A 15332-nucleotide genomic window follows, 5' to 3' on the forward strand; every position below is an offset into this window, starting at 1 on the left:
AACCGCTAGAGGGGCGAGTATGAACGCCCCCTTTCAAGAAACGCGCGATGGCAATGTAAAACCGCCGCTTGTTGTGCTGATCGCCGCTCCGCGCGGATTTTGCGCCGGTGTGGACCGCGCGATCGATATTGTCGAAAAATCCATCGAACGCTTCGGTGCACCCGTCTATGTCCGGCATGAAATCGTGCACAATCGCTTCGTTGTCGACGGCCTGCGCGAAAAAGGCGCCATTTTTGTGGAAGAGCTGGATGAAGTACCCGCCGATGCCCCGGTGGTTTTCAGCGCGCATGGCGTACCCAAGGCGGTGCCGGCAGAGGCAGAACGGCGCAAGATGATCTATCTTGATGCAACATGCCCGCTGGTCAGCAAGGTGCACCGCCAGGCCGAAAGGCTGATTGAGAAGGGCCGCCACATCATCTTTATCGGGCATGAAGGCCACCCCGAAGTGATCGGCACAATGGGTCAGGTTGCCGAGGGCCAGATGACTCTGGTCGAAACGGTGGAAGATGTCGCCCAATTGTCCTTTGGCGCAAAGGATGATCTGTCCTTCCTTACGCAGACAACGCTTTCTGTTGACGATACCGCAGAGATCATTGCCGCATTGAAGGCACGTTTTCCGGATATATTGGCACCGCGTGCAGAAGACATTTGTTATGCGACTTCCAATCGGCAGGAGGCGGTCAAGGCAATGGCAGCCAGTTGTGACCTTGTGCTGGTGATCGGCGCGCCCAATTCTTCCAATTCACTGCGGCTGGTAGAAGTGGCGGAACGCATGGGCATCACTTCCAAACTGATCGGGCGCGCTTCGGATATTGAGCATGACTGGTTTGATGGCGTAGGAACACTTGGTCTTACTGCAGGCGCTTCCGCACCTGAAGTGCTGGTGCGCGAAGTGATCGCCAAGCTGGAAGAATGGCGCACTGTAGAGGAACAGCAGATTCGAACGGCTGATGAAAAGATGATCTTCAAACTGCCGCGTGAATTGACCGAATAGAGAGCGACCATGGCGGTCTATACCCAGCTTTCCGCAGAGGCACTGGCCGAGCTCATCGCGCATTATGACGTGGGTGAACTGGTATCGGCAAAGGGCATTGCCGAAGGTGTCTCCAATTCCAACTGGCTCATCGAAACGTATAAAGAGGGCGGGTCTTCGCGTTTCATCCTCACCATGTATGAAAGACGGATCGACCTTGCCGATCTGCCGTTTTTCCTTGGCCTGCTGGATCATCTTTCCACCAGCAGCGCCCCTGTGCCGCGCACGATACACGATAAGGAAGGTGCGGCGTGGCGTAATCTTGATGGCAAATCAGTTGCCCTGATCGAATTTCTGCCTGGCATTTCGGTCGACAGGCCTACTCCTGCACAAGCGCGCAATGTCGGCGCGGTGCTGGCGCAGATGCATGCAGCGGCAATGGATTTTCCGGTTCGCCGTGCCAATGACCTTGGTGCCGATGTTTCTGCCAGCGTGCTTGCGCAATGCGGCAGCGATGCTCTGGCGAAGATCAATCCGGCCCTGCCTGCTGCAATTGATGAAGCCCAGCGCGTTGCTGAATGCTGGCCGCATGGCCTGCCCCGTTCCATCATCCATTCCGATCTCTTCCCGGACAATGTGCTAATGCTGGGCGATGAGGTGAGCGGCCTGATCGACTTCTATTTCGCCTGCCATGATGCGATGGCCTATGATCTGGCAGTGACCCATGCAGCGTGGAGCTTTGCCGATCACGGACAAGACTATCGGGCCGATATCGGTCAGGCGCTGATCGCCGGTTACGAATCGGTGCGACCTCTACAACCAGAAGAACACGCCGCCATGCCGGTTCTGGCGCAGGGCGCGGCGATGCGGTTTATTTCCAGCCGTGCACAGGACTGGATCGAAACGCCTGCCGACGCACTGGTTTTGAAAAAGGATCCAATGGATTTCATGCGACGCTTTGAATTTTATCGTGACGGGGGCAGCGGAATCTTCACATGAAGCAAGTGGAAATCTTCACCGACGGGGCCTGCAAGGGCAACCCCGGACCAGGTGGCTGGGGCGCGCTTTTGCGCATGGGCCGACATGAGAAGGAGCTGTTCGGATCAGAGCCCGAGACCACCAATAATCGCATGGAAATGACCGCAGCGATCAAGGCGCTCAATGCACTGATTGAACCATGCGATGTCACGCTCCACACAGATAGCCGCTATCTCATCGATGGCATGACCAAATGGATTGAAGGCTGGCAACGCAAGGGCTGGATCAATGCGAGCAAGAAACCGGTGCGCAATGCTGATCTTTGGCATGATCTGATAGAAGCCGCAGCTCGGCATTCCATCGATTGGCAATGGGTAAAAGGCCATTCGGGCCACCCCGAAAACGATCGGGTGGACCAGCTTGCCAGTGATGCGGCAGAAGCGATCGCAGACCGATAAGCAAAAGGCCGGCCCGCGAAGGACCGGCCCATCACCATTGTATGGTCAGCAGACCTTAGCTTTCGTCGACAATTTCGGCGCCGGGGCCGTTCTTCTGAATCGAGGCGATAGCGTTCTTGGCGCTCGCCTTGGAAGAATAGCCTTCTGTAGAAAACATGATCTCGTCATTATATTTGAAGCGCACGCGAAACTCGCCTGCCTTGTCTTTGTAGATCTGGAACTGATGCGCCATCTAATAACCCTTTTCGTTAGATTTCCGCGCGCAACATACCGATCATGCCGCCCTTGGCTAGGCCATTGCAGCGGCAAATCTATCGGGCATATATAATTCTACATTCAGCCCTTTCGTCATGGTGTTACGGGGCAAATCAAGCAGCAATTGCGCGCCGAGCCGCGCGGCGGCGGGCGCGGTCTGAATGCCATATCCACCCTGTCCGGCGAACCAGAAGAAGTGCGGCATCCGCGGATCGAAACCGTAGACCGGTTTGCGATCGGGCGCAAAACTGCGCAGGCCCGCCCATTTGCGCTCGACCGCTTCCACGCGCCAATCAACCACGCCTTCAAGCCGGTCGATCGCCAATGCGACGTCCATTTCTTCAGGTGCGGCATCGCATGGCGGTGAAGCCACCTCATCATGCGGGCTTAGCCACAATTTGCCGCTATCGGGCCGGAAATAGAAATTCCCTGAAATATCAAGGCATAGCGGTACTGTATCGTGGAGGGCGGGATCTGTTCGCAATTGTGCCACGGTGCGCCGATAGGGTTGGATGCCAAGCGCCCGCGCCCCAGCCATCTGCGCCACCTCATCCGCCCATGCCCCCGCCGCATTGACGATTGTATGGGCATGAACTTGCCGACCATCCGAAAGGCAAAGTGTCCAGCCCCTGTCGCCTACGCAAGCTTCGAGGAGCCGTGCGCGGCACGCAATATGTGCCCCTGCCTTTCTGGCTTGCGCAAGATAATGCTGGTGCACTCCTGCAACGTCGATATCGGCACAGCGCGGCTGGTAGATCGCCCGGTCCCAAGCGGGCCTGATTCCGGGCACAAAGCCTTCCAGCCTGTCTCTGTCTATGCGCGTCAGATCAACGTCGGATTTGGCAAAGCGGCGGAGAAAATCCTGCAACACCTGCTCATCATCTTCACGTCCAAGATATAGTGCCCCACGTTCCTGCAGGAAGCCATGTTCGCGCAACCACAGGCCCGATGCGATCGTAAGAGGGGCTATGTCCGGTCCGCCATAACATTCTTCCCAGAAGGCTGCGGATCTGCCTGTGGCGTGGTAACCAGGGCTGTCTTCTGCCTCCAGAACAATGATGCTCTTGCTTGGGCCCCTGTTTGCCGCAAGGCCGATTTCGGCTGCAAGACTGGCGCCCGCCATGCCGGCGCCAATGATGGCGATATCATATTGTTCTGGCATCAGCGCGTCAGCGTCCGTTCCAGAAATTCGTCTATTCCGGCCAGCGCCCTGTTCCTTATGCTGTCTTCCTCACGCAGGATCTCGTGCCGGGCTTCTTTGCCAAAAAGAAGCGATTCCACTCTCGGTAACCGGGCGATGGCGCTGCGGATGGCTGATGGGCTGACGAGCCGATCGGCATTGGTCGCAACGATATAGACAGGCATATCCACCCCTTCCATCGCGCCGCGCCGGAACAGGGTCGCAGAGCTTTCCATCGCACCCTTAACCCACCCCCAACTGCCCGGACCGAGGCGCAACTCAGGACGGTGTTTGCGCCACCAGATTTCATCCTGATAGCGGGCCTTGTCGTGAGTCAGGAGATCGCCGCGCAAGCCTGCCTTGACACCGGGACGCTCACTCATTTTCCATGCGGGACGGCGCGGATCGCCCAGCTTCGTCATCAAACGCGCAAGGCCCAGCTTGATAGGCAGCGGCACCGCTTCGGGGAAAACGTCGAGCATCGGAGCCGACAGGACGAGCGCATCGGGAACAGGCGTCAGGACCTTTTCCATCACCGCCCGCAGCGTCAGGTGCCCGCCCATCGAATGCCCCATCAAGGCCAGAGGGCCTTCCCTGCCTTCAGCCCATTTCCGCCAGAAATCTGCAAGATCGGTGATCCAGAGGGCAAAATCATCAATATGCCCGGTCGAATCATCCAGCCCCAACCGACCAGAACCACCCTGCCCGCGCCAGTCGGCAGCACTCACCTGCCAGCCACGAAGGCGCCAGTGTTCGAAGCTCTCGATATATTTTTCATAGGCGTCACCGCGCCCCGCCATAAACAGCATTGAACCGCGATAGGGGACGTTGGCAGGGGGTGCTGGCCAGTCAATATAGCGGATCTCGTGGCCATCTTTGGCATGCCACACGCTTTCACTCGCGGCGGCTGGGATAGCGCGGCGATCGAAGCCCTGCCCTGTAGCGGGCTTGGTCATTGTAGTGGACACGAGTGGCAAAAACCCTTTCGTTTTACCTAACATCAACATTCGACCCTTGGTTACTTTTTGGTAAGCCATGGGCGCTAGCACAAGGCTCCAGGGACATTTGGGGGCCATATGTTAGACGATCCGATCAAGTACGCACTACTCGCCGCGCTGGCAATTGCGCTGCTGATTGCTGCGTTCACCGATCTCAAAAGCCGCCGCATCGCCAATTGGCTGAATGCGACTATCGCGCTTGGCGCTCCGCTGTTCTGGTTTGCCAGTGACATGGCCCTGTGGCCCGATGTCGCGATGCAAGTCGGCCTTGCTCTTGCTACCTTTGCCGTCCTGTCGATCCTGTTCGCGATTAAGGCGATGGGCGGCGGTGACGTAAAACTACTTACAGCGCTTGCGCTGTGGATCCAGCCGATGATCTTCCTGAAGCTGCTGGTGATGATGGCGCTGCTGGGCGGTGTGCTGACCCTGCTTTTCGGTGCCTGGCACATCATGCGCCGCCAGCGCGACAAGCTGGCTATTCCCTATGGAGTGGCCATCGCTCTCGCCGGTCTGTGGGCCATCGGCTCCTTCTATATTCCAGCAGCTGCTGCCGCGAGTGTCGCGGGGTGAACCTGATTTTAACCATTGCCGGGGTATCCGGTGAAAACCTTAATACACGATCCAACTGAGGGGGCTTGAAGCACCATGGACAAGAAAAAGCTCATATTGCTGGTAGGAGCGCTGATCGTAGCAATCGGTACAGCGCTCGCTGCCCGGAGCATGTTCGCCGGCGCGGCGGCTCCTGATGTTGAAGCCGCCCAACCTGAGGCGCAAGGCCCCAAGGTTCTGGTGGCCAAACGCAGCCTGCCTGTTGGCACGATCATCACTGCCGATGCCGTTGCCTACCAATTGTGGCCGCAGGAACTGGTTCAGGACGCCTATTTCATTGACGGCGAAGCCGATATGGACGGCCTTCTTGGCACAGTTGTGCGCAACCCGATGACTGCGGGTGAGCCGGTAACCCAGGGATCGCTCGTATCCCCCGGTGATCGCGGCTTCCTTGCTGCGGCGCTTGGCCCGGGCATGCGCGCTGTCACGGTTTCCGTATCTGCCCGCACCGGTGTAGCCGGCTTCGTATTCCCGGGTGACCGTGTGGACATGGTGCTGACGCAAACCGTTCGCGGCACTGGTAATGATGCCGATCCATTGCAGGCGTCTGAAACGATCCTGACCAATCTTCGTGTGCTTGCCACCGACCAATCCACAGAGACAACCAGCGACGAAAGCGGCCGTACCGTTGTACGCGCTTTCCGTACAGTGACGCTCGAAGTGACACCGCGCATCGCGGAAAAGATCGCCGTCGCTCAGACAATCGGCACAATCAGCCTGGCCCTGCGCTCCATTGCGGACAACCAGACTGAACTCGAGCGTGCACTTGCATCAGGCAGCGTCGATTTGCCGGATAATGCAACCGCTGAAGAAGAAGAAGCCTTGCTCCGCACTGCTATCTCTCGCCCTGCCGAAGGTGGCACCACCTTTGCTACCGGCGGAGATGTCTCGCGCTTCCAGCGTAGCTCGGTTCCGTCGCGTGCTCCTGCAGCTCCGCAGGCTGGGGCACAGGCAAATGCCGATGGCTTCGCAGCTCCTGCAATACCCTCCGGCCCGACTGTTCGTGTATCTCGCGGCAAGGCCACCACTGTAGAGCCTGTCAGCCGGGGCGCAGGTGCGCTGCTCGACCGTCAGGCCAATGCCATGGGACGCGGCGCTGCCGTCGCCCCGGCTGGCATGACGACCCTGCGGTGATCGCCATGATGAACCACACGCAAAATTACACACGTTCCAACGGAAACGTTCCGAAAGGCAAGACCATGACCAGTCGTCTTTTCAAGACTGTTTTGAGTGCCGCCTGTGCGCTCGCGCCGCTGGCGATAATGCCCGCCGCTCCGGCCCAGGCCCAAACCGTGCGTCCCGCACAGGATATCGTCCTTTCCATCGGCCGCGGTGAACTCGTGACCGTGCCGGGCAATATGGCAGACATCTTCGTCTCCGATGAAGGCGTTGCCGATGTCCAGGTAAAGTCACAGCGCCAGCTTTATGTCTTCGGCCTTTCGGGTGGCGAAACCACTATCTACGCCAGCAACTCTTCAGGCGATATCATCTGGTCGGCCAATATCCGGGTCGGTTCCAACCTCGACAGCATCGATCAGATGCTGGGCCTGGCGATGCCGGAAGCCGATATTTCGGTTGCGACAATGGGCTCCAACACAGTGCTTCTTACTGGCACGGTGGCAGCGCCCGAAGATGCCTCGGAGGCAGAACGTCTGGTGCAGGCCTTTGTCGGACCTGACTCCAACGTCATCTCTCGCCTTCGCATGTCGACGCCCCTGCAGGTCAATCTGCGCGTCCGCTTCGCCGAAGTCAGCCGCTCGCTTGTTCGCAACCTTGGTGCGAACTTGACGACAATCGACGGCAGCAGCGGTTTCCAGTTCGGTGTCGGACAGGGTCGTTCGCCGACCTCTTTCAATCCGGGCACCGCCACTGGCGTCGGCACCGGCAGTATTACAGTGCAGGTGCCCGATCCCAACAATCCCGGCCAGTTCATCGAACAGGCGGGTACCAATATTGCCGGCATCAACCCCGGCACGACAATCGGCGCCGTGGGCGAATTCCTCGGTCTGGATATCGCTGCTGCACTCGACATTGGTGAAACGCGCGGCCTTGTTACCACGCTGAGCCAGCCGAACCTGACTGCGCTTTCGGGCGAAACCGCCGAATTTCTTGCTGGCGGCGAATTCCCGATCCCGCTCAGCCAGGGTCTTGGAACCACCACGGTAGAATATAAGAATTACGGCGTCAGCCTCGCCTATACGCCGATCGTGCTGTCCAATGGCCGCATTTCGATCCGCGTGCGTCCCGAAGTGTCCGAACTTTCCAGCCAAGGCGCTGTAACGCTTAACGGCTTCGTAATACCGGCGCTGACGATCCGCCGTGCGGAAACAACAGTAGAACTGGGATCGGGCGAAAGCTTCATGATTGCAGGTCTGCTACAGAATGCGTCCCAGAACACCATCGATCAGGCCCCTGGCCTTGGCGATATTCCTGTGCTTGGCAATCTGTTCCGCTCCACACAGTTCCAGCGCGGCGAAACCGAGTTGGTCATCGTGGTCACGCCATATCTGGTGCGCCCTGTAAACGATCGCGACATCCGCCTGCCAACTGATGGCTTCGGCGTTCCCAATGCTGCCGAGCAGTTCATGATGGGACGAGAATCTGCCGGTGAAAACGGCGGTATGCGCCCGATGCCGAGTGCTGCAACTCCCGCACCCGAAGGTCCGGACATCAGCCTGAACGAACAGAGTGACACGGCACTGGCAGGCGGCAATGCCCCCAACGGTGCTGCAACGCAAACCGCGGCAGCCACGCCCGGCTTCAGCTTCAACGACGGAGAGTGATCGCCATGACAACCCGTACCAAACGCCTTGCCGCGACAGCCCTGGCGCTCTCCATCGGCTTCGGGCTTTCCGCCTGCGGCACGATGAATACAGAGCCGCAGAACATGTCGCTCAATTCAGTCAACCAGCCGGTTGTGGAACGCAATAATTTCTCGCTCGACCTGGTCAGCAGCGGCAGCGGTCTGACCGTGCCTGAACAGGTTCGCCTGGCCGACTGGTTTGAAATGCTGGAACTTGGTTATGGCGATCGCATCGCCCTGGATGACCCTGCAAGCAGCCCTGCCGTGCGTGAAGATGTCGCTGCTGTGGCAAGCCGCTTCGGCATCCTGTTGAGCGATACCGTTCCGGTGACCGTAGGCTATGTCGATCCCGGTAATGTCCGCGTAGTTGTGACGCGGACCACCGCCCATGTGCCCGGCTGCCCGATCTGGAAGGATGAATATGGCGTCGAAGTTGGCAATCAGACGTCGCCCGGCTTCGGCTGCGCGGTTAACAGCAATATTGCCGCGATGGTCGCCGATCCCGAGCATCTGCTCAATGGCGCGAGAGGTTCCGGCGACACGGTTGTCCTGACATCGAACCGCGCGATCGATTCCTACCGCAATGCCGAGCCCACCGGTGGTGGCGGCACCGCCCTGCCCGAAGTTTCGTCCGAAGGGGACTAATCAGATGAGTGCACAATGGAAACCCGGACCGCTCGGAAATCGTGAGCCGTTCTCCGCCTACATCTGCGACGAAGGTGCCCTCGATGCACTTCGCCCGGTGGTTATCGAAATGGGCTGGCAGCCTGAAAAGTGCAACAAGGGCGGTCTGCGCAATGCAATCCAGTCCCTGTCGATTGCAGCCAGTCCCGCGATCCTGATGGTCGACCTATCCGAAAGCGGCGATCCGCTGAACGATATCAACGCCTTGGCCGAGGTTTGCGAACCGGGCACCGTGGTGATTGCAGTTGGCCAGGTGAATGATGTTCGCCTATACCGCGATCTCGTCGCCAGCGGCATTCACGATTACCTGCTGAAGCCGCTTTCGGCCAATCAGGTGCGCGATGCCCTGACGCAGGCGCAGGCAGTGTTCTCCGCCCCGCGCAGTTCAGAAGGCGAAGCCGAGCACGAACATGTCGCGACCGCCGTCGTCGGCACACGCGGCGGCGTTGGTGCCTCCACCATCGCGACTTCGCTCGCTTGGCTGTTCTCGATCGAACATGAACGTTCAACCGCGCTGCTCGACCTCGATGTGCACTTTGGCACTGGCGCGCTCTCGCTTGATCTCGAGCCGGGCCGTGGTCTGACCGACGCAATCGACAATCCGAGCCGCATCGATGGCCTGTTCATCGAACGCGCCATGATCCGCGCGAACGATAACCTTGCCATCATGTCTGCCGAAGCGCCAATCAATGCTCCGGTCATGACCGATGGCACCGCGTTCCTGCAGCTGGAGGAAGAATTCCGCCAGGCGTTTGACATGACGGTGATCGATCTGCCACGCAACATGCTGATCAACTTCCCCCACCTCTTGGCGGAAGTGAATGTTGTCACGCTGGTAACGGAGCTGACGCTGGCTTCGGCCCGCGATACGATCCGCCTGCTGTCCTGGCTCAAGACCAACGCACCCAACACTCATCCAATGATCGTGTGCAACAAGATGCAGTCCGGCGCGGCGGAAATCAGCAAAGCCGATTTCGAAGCCTCGATTGAACAGAAGATCAATTATCAGATCAACCTTGATCAGAAAGCTGCGTCCAATGCGGCAAAGCTGGGCCAGACCTTTATCGAGGCCAACAAGGCTTCACGGACGGTCAATCCCCTGCGCGACATTGCCAAGACGATTGTCGGTGTCAGCGAGGATGACGGTGCGAGCCTGCAACAGCCTGCCAAGCAAGGCTCCATGCTTGGCAAGTTTGACATCAAGTCACTGCTGAGTGGCTCTTCAAAGAAGTCCAAGGCGCCTGCCGCTGCAGTTGAAGCTGCAGAATAGTGGAAGCGTGGGGTGGTGAGATCCACCCCCACTCCCCACCCCATTGACTCCAGAATAAGAGAAGGCGGACCATGAACATCATCCAGCTCCTGCTAGTGGCCGGCGGCCTCATGGGATTGATGATCCTCGGATACGTCTTGGTGTCTGGAAAATCGCCGGACAAGGAAAGCCAGCGACGCCTTCAGTCCTTGCGTTACCGCCATTCCGACAGCACGGTCGACAAGGTCGAAAGCCAGCTCAAAAAGGCTATCGCCGCGCGCAAGCCGAAAAAGTTCAAGGCAGCCGGTTCCGGTTCGCGGGCAGAGGCCCTTGCAGTGCGTTTGAACCGTGCCGGCAAAAGCTGGACGGTGCAGCAATACCTTTACGCATCGCTTGCCCTTATCATCGCGGTGAGCGCCTTGATCTTTCTCCAATCAGGGGCCCTGATGCTTTCCTTGGGCCTGGGTGTCGTGATCGGCGCGGGTCTTCCGCATCTGATTGTCGGCCATTTCATCAAGCGTCGTACCAACCAGTTCAACTCCAAATTCCCCGACGCCATCGAATTGCTCGTGCGCGGTCTGCGGTCTGGTCTACCGGTGGGTGAAACGCTGACGGTGGTAGCACAGGAAGTGCCCGGACCCGTCGGTGTCGAATTCCGCTCTGCTGTGGAACGCATCAAGATTGGCCGCACGATGGAGGAATCGCTCCAGGAAACAGCCGACAAGCTCGGCACGGCCGAATTCCAGTTCTTCGTCATCACGCTCGCAATTCAGCGCGAAACGGGCGGCAACCTTGCAGAAACGCTCTCCAACCTTGCTGACGTGTTGCGCAAACGCGCGCAGATGAAACTGAAGATCAAGGCGATGAGCTCTGAATCCAAGGCCTCCGCCTATATCGTGGGCGCGCTGCCCTTTATCGTTTTTGGCATGATCTACTGGATCAACCCCAATTATATCGGCGGCTTCTTCGAAGATGAACGCCTGATCGTAACCGGTCTTGGTGGCCTAGTGTGGATGAGCATCGGGGCCGGTATCATGGCCAAGATGGTCAGCTTCGAGATCTGAGCGCGGAGGAGATGGAAACAATGATAATGATGGCTCCCTCGCAAAGTCCGACCTTGCTCGGCGTTGATATCGTACTGGTCGGCTCGGTCCTGGCTGGCATGGCCGCTGCCGCAATCCTGCTCGCAATCTACGCAGCGGTCACGGTGAAAGACCCGATGGCCAAGCGCGTAAAGGCGCTTAACGAGCGCCGTAATGAACTTAAATCCGGCATGCTGACCCAAACTGCCAAGAAGCGGCAAAGCCTGGTCCGCAAGACTGACACTACCGAAAAGGTGAAAGACACGCTTGCAGGCATGAAGGTCTTGCAGGAAAGCCAGATCAAGGACGTGCAGCAAAAGCTGGCGCAAGCTGGCTATCGCAACAAGGAATTTGCTGTCGTCGTCATCTTTGCCCGCATGGTGTTGCCCGTTGTGCTGGGCCTTGCCGGCGTTGTCATGTTCTACTGGACCGACATGTTCCCCGACTGGAGCAACTTCAAAAGGTTCATGGGGTTTGCGGTCATGGTCGTGGCAGGTTACAAGGGCCCCGAAGTCTATCTGAAGAATATCGCCACAAAGCGCACCAAGATGATCCAGAAGGGTCTGCCTGATGCGCTCGACCTTCTGGTGATCTGCGCCGAAGCAGGTTTGACCGTCGATTCCGCCTTCAACCGCGTGGCCAAGGAACTGGGTCGTGCCTATCCCGAACTGGGCGATGAATTCGCGCTGACCGCAATTGAGCTGGCCTTCCTCACAGAACGTCGCCAGGCATTCGAGAACCTCGCCTATCGCGTCGATCTTGATGCCGTGCGGGGCGTGGTAACGACGATGATTCAGACCGAGCGTTACGGTACGCCGCTGGCCTCTGCCCTGCGCGTTCTGTCTGCCGAGTTCCGTAATGAACGCATGATGCGCGCTGAAGAAAAGGCCGCGCGCCTACCCGCCATCATGACGGTGCCGCTGATCCTGTTCATTCTGCCCGTGCTGTTCATCGTGATCCTGGGTCCGGCAGCATGTTCCATTGCCGACGCATTCGCCGGAGATGGACCAGGAAGCAACTGACCGCCATCCCGCAATGTGGGATCGCACGAAAAACCCCGCCCGGCTTATTACCGGGCGGGGTTTTCTTGTCTCTACATGACGGTTTGCTGCCCTGGCAGGAGTTACCGCAAGCCGCCGGTGCCGGGCAAATCATCATCCGAAAGAGCCTCTGCCTTTGCGCGAGCGCGCGCCAGCAGGGTTCTGAACAAATCGAGCTCTTCTGCCGAAAAGCCTGCAAACAGCTGACGTTCCATTTCCAGCGCCAATGGCATAATCTCGCCATGCATGGTCGTGCCCTCACTGGTCAGCGCAAGAAGATGCGAACGGCCATCATGTTCATTGGGTGTACGCTGAGCAAGGCTGCGTTCTTCCAACACCTTGCACGCGCGGTTGACCGCGACTTTATCCATCAATGTGCGCTTGGTGAGTTCTCGCTGGGTCTGCGGGCCGGCATCGCCAAGTACCGCCATTACGCGCCATTCAGGAATGCTCAGTTCCCATCGCTGCCGATATTCCTGCGCAATACGTCCGCTCACGGCATTGGATGCCAACGAAAGTTGGTATGGAAGGAAGCGGGCAAGTGTACTTGTCGGTTGCATAAGAAACTTCTTGATAAATTTTCAACGATTTTGCAAGTTTACGCTATTCAGATTCGGCGATTTAACCATATTATTGCGTCGCGCCAGCCTATTTCCAAAGTCGGCGGGTGATTGCGTCCAATTTGCTTGACGCAAGCGGGTCCCAATTGTCCTTCGGCGTAATAATTGCAGTATCAAGGATCGTATCGATCGGACTTGCCTTGCGCTGTTTCGGCAATCCGGCACCGAAGTGTGTCAGCATGCTGCGCGCCTTGTCGGCATTGCCTGCCATTACCTTGAGAATCGCGGCCACGTCGACATCGCCCTTGTCACGCCAGCAGTCGTAATCGGTGACCATGCCGATAAGAACATATGGCAGCTCCGCCTCTCGGGCGAGGCGTGCTTCGGGCATGGCGGTCATGCCGATCACATCGCCGCCCCATTCACGATACATCAGGCTTTCCGCCCGCGTTGAGAACTGTGGTCCTTCGATGGCGACATAGGTGCCGCCCTGATGCACCCTGGTGCCGGCCTTGCCGCATGCCTTCCCCGCCATTTTCGAGAGCCTTGGGCAGACAGGATCAGCCAGCGGAACATGTGCCACGATGCCCTTGTCAAAGAAGCTGCGTTCCCGCACCAGAGTGCGGTCGATGATCTGGTCCACCACGACGAATTCGCCGGGCGCGATATCTTCCCTGAGGCTGCCAATGGCGGAAACCGCCATCAAATCTGTCACGCCACAGCGTTTGAGCGCATCCACATTGGCGCGGTAATTGACATCCGAGGGAGAGAGCCGATGGCCCGCCCCGTGGCGCGCGATGAAGGAAAATTTGACGCCTCCGATGCGTCCGGTCGCGATCGGGCCTGAAGGTTCACCAAAAGCGCTGTTCACCTGAATTTCCTGCGCGTCTTGCAAGTCACCCGGCTCATACAGGCCGGAGCCGCCAATCACGCCGATGTGCCATTCGGCCATCTAACCACCCTCCCGCCGTGTTATCGCCATCCGCGCCTCCTACCGACACGAGCCTTCCGGTCAAGCAGTGCAGGGAATTGCAAAGAGAAAGGGCCCCGCAACCAAAGTTGCGAGGCCCCTTGCTCATGTCGCAGAATGCGAAGCTTAGAAGCGGATCGAGATCGAACCGAAGAATTCGCGACCGTCGAGATCGTAGCCATTGCCAATTGATATGTTCGAAACGCCGAACACTTCATTGGTGTCGATCAGCGGGGGTGCTTCATCGAACAGGTTTGTCACACCCGCGCGCAGCGTAATGAAATCGCTGAATTCATACCGCATCGAGATGGTGTGGACGAAGTAATCGTCTGCATGGCCGACGCCGCGGCAGAACACACCGTCACCAACAACCACGCCATCCGGGGTGAAGACGCCGGAAACGTCATCATAGGTGCCCGAACCATTACCGAGGCAGGTATCGGAATTGAAGCCGGTGGGTTCGCCGTCAGGGCCACGGCCAAACACATCGCTGAATTCATCGACGCCGCTTGCCGCCTGACTGGTCTTGCCAATCCAGCGGGTCTGCCATGTGAACATGAAGTCGCCATAGCCGACAGTGCCGATTGCACGGCCCGTCCAGCGCGGGAAGCCGAATTCACCGGTCTCCTCATCGAAATCGTCCTCGCCATCCTCAGAGACGAAGAGAGTGCTGCGTTCGATGAGGTGGTTGGCACGCAGGTTCAACCCGAGGTCGAGCACATCGCCGCCCATGGGGAATTCATAGCCAAAGGTGGCGTTGAAATCGAGACCACGGACCGTTTCCTTGTCCTGATTGAGGAAGGTCGGGAATGCCTGGCTAATCAGCGCACGTTCGCCCGACGAATAGCGAATCTGGTCACAGAAAACGCTGCGTACATCGTCATCATCAAGGTAACATTCGTCGATTGCATATTGTGCCGTCAGTTCTGCTATCGAATCTTCGACGATGATCGAATAATAGTTCACGTTGAACGACATATCGAATGCGCCGAAATTATCCGCCACAGCAATACCAGTGGTAAATGAGCGCGAGGTTTCCGGATCGAGATCCAGCGAACCCTGGTTGGCAACTTCGATGCTGCTGAGCTGGTCTGTGTTCGAACCGGCAGCGTTTACACCAACCGCTTCCGGATCCCGACCTTCACGTTCGCAGATTTCAAGGATACGCGGATCGCGATCATCATCCTGCGGCTGATAGCTACCATTCAGCGCGTCAAATGCCCCATTCGGAACGGCGCATGGATCGGAGATTTTGGTGAAGCCGGTTATCTGCGCGGCATCGAAATCGCCGACATCGCGGGGTGCCTCTGTTCCGAGGATTTTCAGAGGCGAAACGCTGGAGTAGGTGTCACGAACAACGCGCGAACCAGTGACGACGATTCGCTCCCAAGTATAATAAAATCAGTGTCTTTTGTAATTTCATTTCAAGACTAATTGCTCTGGCGGCGATCAATATGTGGTTTTTGATACAGGTTGAGCGGTCATCCTGATGC

The 15332-nt window shown here is 58.0% G+C and carries 16 protein-coding genes; 10 read left to right on the forward strand and 6 right to left on the reverse strand.

From position 1 onward, the window contains the following. Positions 1–19: 19 nt before the first annotated feature. Genes ispH through rnhA form a run of 3 tightly spaced genes read left to right on the forward strand, consistent with a single transcriptional unit; the run spans position 20 to position 2409 of the window. Positions 20–994: a 4-hydroxy-3-methylbut-2-enyl diphosphate reductase gene (gene ispH / locus CP97_RS12285; protein ID WP_048886192.1), complete on the forward strand. Its 975-nt coding sequence runs from the start codon at positions 20–22 to the stop codon at positions 992–994. Positions 995–1003: 9 nt separating this feature from the next. Then, positions 1004–1972, forward strand: a complete 969-nt coding sequence (gene thrB, locus CP97_RS12290; RefSeq protein ID WP_048886193.1) for a homoserine kinase — start codon at positions 1004–1006, stop codon at positions 1970–1972. Next, on the forward strand, positions 1969–2409 hold the full coding sequence (rnhA, locus tag CP97_RS12295; protein WP_048886194.1) for a ribonuclease HI: 441 nt from the start codon (positions 1969–1971) through the stop codon (positions 2407–2409). Before thrB ends, rnhA begins: the two co-directional genes overlap by 4 nt. 55 nt (positions 2410–2464) lie before the next feature. On the opposite strand, the gene CP97_RS15975 is transcribed toward rnhA, so the two are convergent. From CP97_RS15975 to CP97_RS12305, 3 genes are read right to left on the reverse strand one after another with little or no spacing between them, the layout of a single operon-like run. Continuing rightward, complete coding sequence (locus CP97_RS15975) at positions 2465–2641, reverse strand: YegP family protein (protein WP_082863818.1); 177 nt, start codon at positions 2639–2641, stop codon at positions 2465–2467. 57 nt (positions 2642–2698) lie between these two features. Then, positions 2699–3826, reverse strand: a complete 1128-nt coding sequence (locus CP97_RS12300) for an NAD(P)/FAD-dependent oxidoreductase (protein WP_048886195.1) — start codon at positions 3824–3826, stop codon at positions 2699–2701. Further along, positions 3826–4812: an alpha/beta fold hydrolase gene (locus CP97_RS12305; RefSeq protein ID WP_227819598.1), complete on the reverse strand. Its 987-nt coding sequence runs from the start codon at positions 4810–4812 to the stop codon at positions 3826–3828. Before CP97_RS12305 ends, CP97_RS12300 begins: the two co-directional genes overlap by 1 nt. 108 nt (positions 4813–4920) lie before the next feature. Between CP97_RS12305 and CP97_RS12310 the strand changes: the two genes are divergently transcribed. From CP97_RS12310 to CP97_RS12340, 7 genes are all read left to right on the forward strand, one after another. Then, positions 4921–5412, forward strand: coding sequence for an A24 family peptidase (locus CP97_RS12310; RefSeq protein ID WP_048886197.1), 492 nt, complete (start codon positions 4921–4923; stop codon positions 5410–5412). A gap of 75 nt (positions 5413–5487) precedes the next feature. Further along, the gene (gene cpaB / locus CP97_RS12315; protein ID WP_048886198.1) at positions 5488–6585 is read left to right on the forward strand and encodes a Flp pilus assembly protein CpaB; all 1098 of its coding nucleotides are present in this window, start codon (positions 5488–5490) and stop codon (positions 6583–6585) included. Between the two features lie 65 nt (positions 6586–6650). Next, positions 6651–8234 (forward strand): type II and III secretion system protein family protein, encoded by a 1584-nt coding sequence (locus CP97_RS12320; protein WP_053106715.1) that lies wholly within the window; start codon positions 6651–6653, stop codon positions 8232–8234. 5 nt (positions 8235–8239) lie between these two features. Further along, positions 8240–8899, forward strand: a complete 660-nt coding sequence (locus CP97_RS12325) for a CpaD family pilus assembly protein (RefSeq protein ID WP_048886199.1) — start codon at positions 8240–8242, stop codon at positions 8897–8899. 4 nt (positions 8900–8903) lie between these two features. After that, positions 8904–10208: a pilus assembly protein CpaE gene (locus tag CP97_RS12330; RefSeq protein ID WP_048886200.1), complete on the forward strand. Its 1305-nt coding sequence runs from the start codon at positions 8904–8906 to the stop codon at positions 10206–10208. A 71-nt stretch (positions 10209–10279) separates the two neighbouring features. Continuing rightward, positions 10280–11251 (forward strand): type II secretion system F family protein, encoded by a 972-nt coding sequence (locus tag CP97_RS12335; protein ID WP_048886201.1) that lies wholly within the window; start codon positions 10280–10282, stop codon positions 11249–11251. 29 nt (positions 11252–11280) lie between these two features. Continuing rightward, positions 11281–12291 (forward strand): type II secretion system F family protein, encoded by a 1011-nt coding sequence (locus CP97_RS12340; protein ID WP_418202082.1) that lies wholly within the window; start codon positions 11281–11283, stop codon positions 12289–12291. Positions 12292–12392: 101 nt separating this feature from the next. Here CP97_RS12340 and CP97_RS12345 read toward each other — a convergent pair whose 3' ends face one another. From CP97_RS12345 to CP97_RS12355, 3 genes are all read right to left on the reverse strand, one after another. Continuing rightward, positions 12393–12806 (reverse strand): MarR family winged helix-turn-helix transcriptional regulator, encoded by a 414-nt coding sequence (locus CP97_RS12345; protein ID WP_418202071.1) that lies wholly within the window; start codon positions 12804–12806, stop codon positions 12393–12395. A 151-nt stretch (positions 12807–12957) separates the two neighbouring features. After that, positions 12958–13821 (reverse strand): S-methyl-5'-thioadenosine phosphorylase, encoded by an 864-nt coding sequence (mtnP, locus tag CP97_RS12350; protein ID WP_048886203.1) that lies wholly within the window; start codon positions 13819–13821, stop codon positions 12958–12960. 144 nt (positions 13822–13965) lie between these two features. Further along, positions 13966–15219, reverse strand: coding sequence for a TonB-dependent receptor (locus tag CP97_RS12355; protein ID WP_082863819.1), 1254 nt, complete (start codon positions 15217–15219; stop codon positions 13966–13968). Positions 15220–15332 lie beyond the last annotated feature (113 nt).

The organism is Aurantiacibacter atlanticus (genome assembly GCF_001077815.2).
Classification (GTDB): domain Bacteria; phylum Pseudomonadota; class Alphaproteobacteria; order Sphingomonadales; family Sphingomonadaceae; genus Alteraurantiacibacter; species Alteraurantiacibacter atlanticus.

Coding starts and splice junctions, on each gene's coding strand:
- cpaB (WP_048886198.1), top strand. CDS start 5,488: ATGGACAAGAAAAAGCTCATATTGCTGGTAGGAGCGCTGATCGTAGCA.
- CP97_RS12340 (WP_418202082.1), top strand. CDS start 11,281: ATGGCTCCCTCGCAAAGTCCGACCTTGCTCGGCGTTGATATCGTACTG.
- CP97_RS12335 (WP_048886201.1), top strand. CDS start 10,280: ATGAACATCATCCAGCTCCTGCTAGTGGCCGGCGGCCTCATGGGATTG.
- CP97_RS12330 (WP_048886200.1), top strand. CDS start 8,904: ATGAGTGCACAATGGAAACCCGGACCGCTCGGAAATCGTGAGCCGTTC.
- CP97_RS15975 (WP_082863818.1), bottom strand. CDS start 2,641: ATGGCGCATCAGTTCCAGATCTACAAAGACAAGGCAGGCGAGTTTCGC.
- mtnP (WP_048886203.1), bottom strand. CDS start 13,821: ATGGCCGAATGGCACATCGGCGTGATTGGCGGCTCCGGCCTGTATGAG.
- rnhA (WP_048886194.1), top strand. CDS start 1,969: ATGAAGCAAGTGGAAATCTTCACCGACGGGGCCTGCAAGGGCAACCCC.
- CP97_RS12310 (WP_048886197.1), top strand. CDS start 4,921: ATGTTAGACGATCCGATCAAGTACGCACTACTCGCCGCGCTGGCAATT.
- CP97_RS12320 (WP_053106715.1), top strand. CDS start 6,651: ATGACCAGTCGTCTTTTCAAGACTGTTTTGAGTGCCGCCTGTGCGCTC.
- thrB (WP_048886193.1), top strand. CDS start 1,004: ATGGCGGTCTATACCCAGCTTTCCGCAGAGGCACTGGCCGAGCTCATC.
- CP97_RS12325 (WP_048886199.1), top strand. CDS start 8,240: ATGACAACCCGTACCAAACGCCTTGCCGCGACAGCCCTGGCGCTCTCC.
- CP97_RS12300 (WP_048886195.1), bottom strand. CDS start 3,826: ATGCCAGAACAATATGATATCGCCATCATTGGCGCCGGCATGGCGGGC.
- ispH (WP_048886192.1), top strand. CDS start 20: ATGAACGCCCCCTTTCAAGAAACGCGCGATGGCAATGTAAAACCGCCG.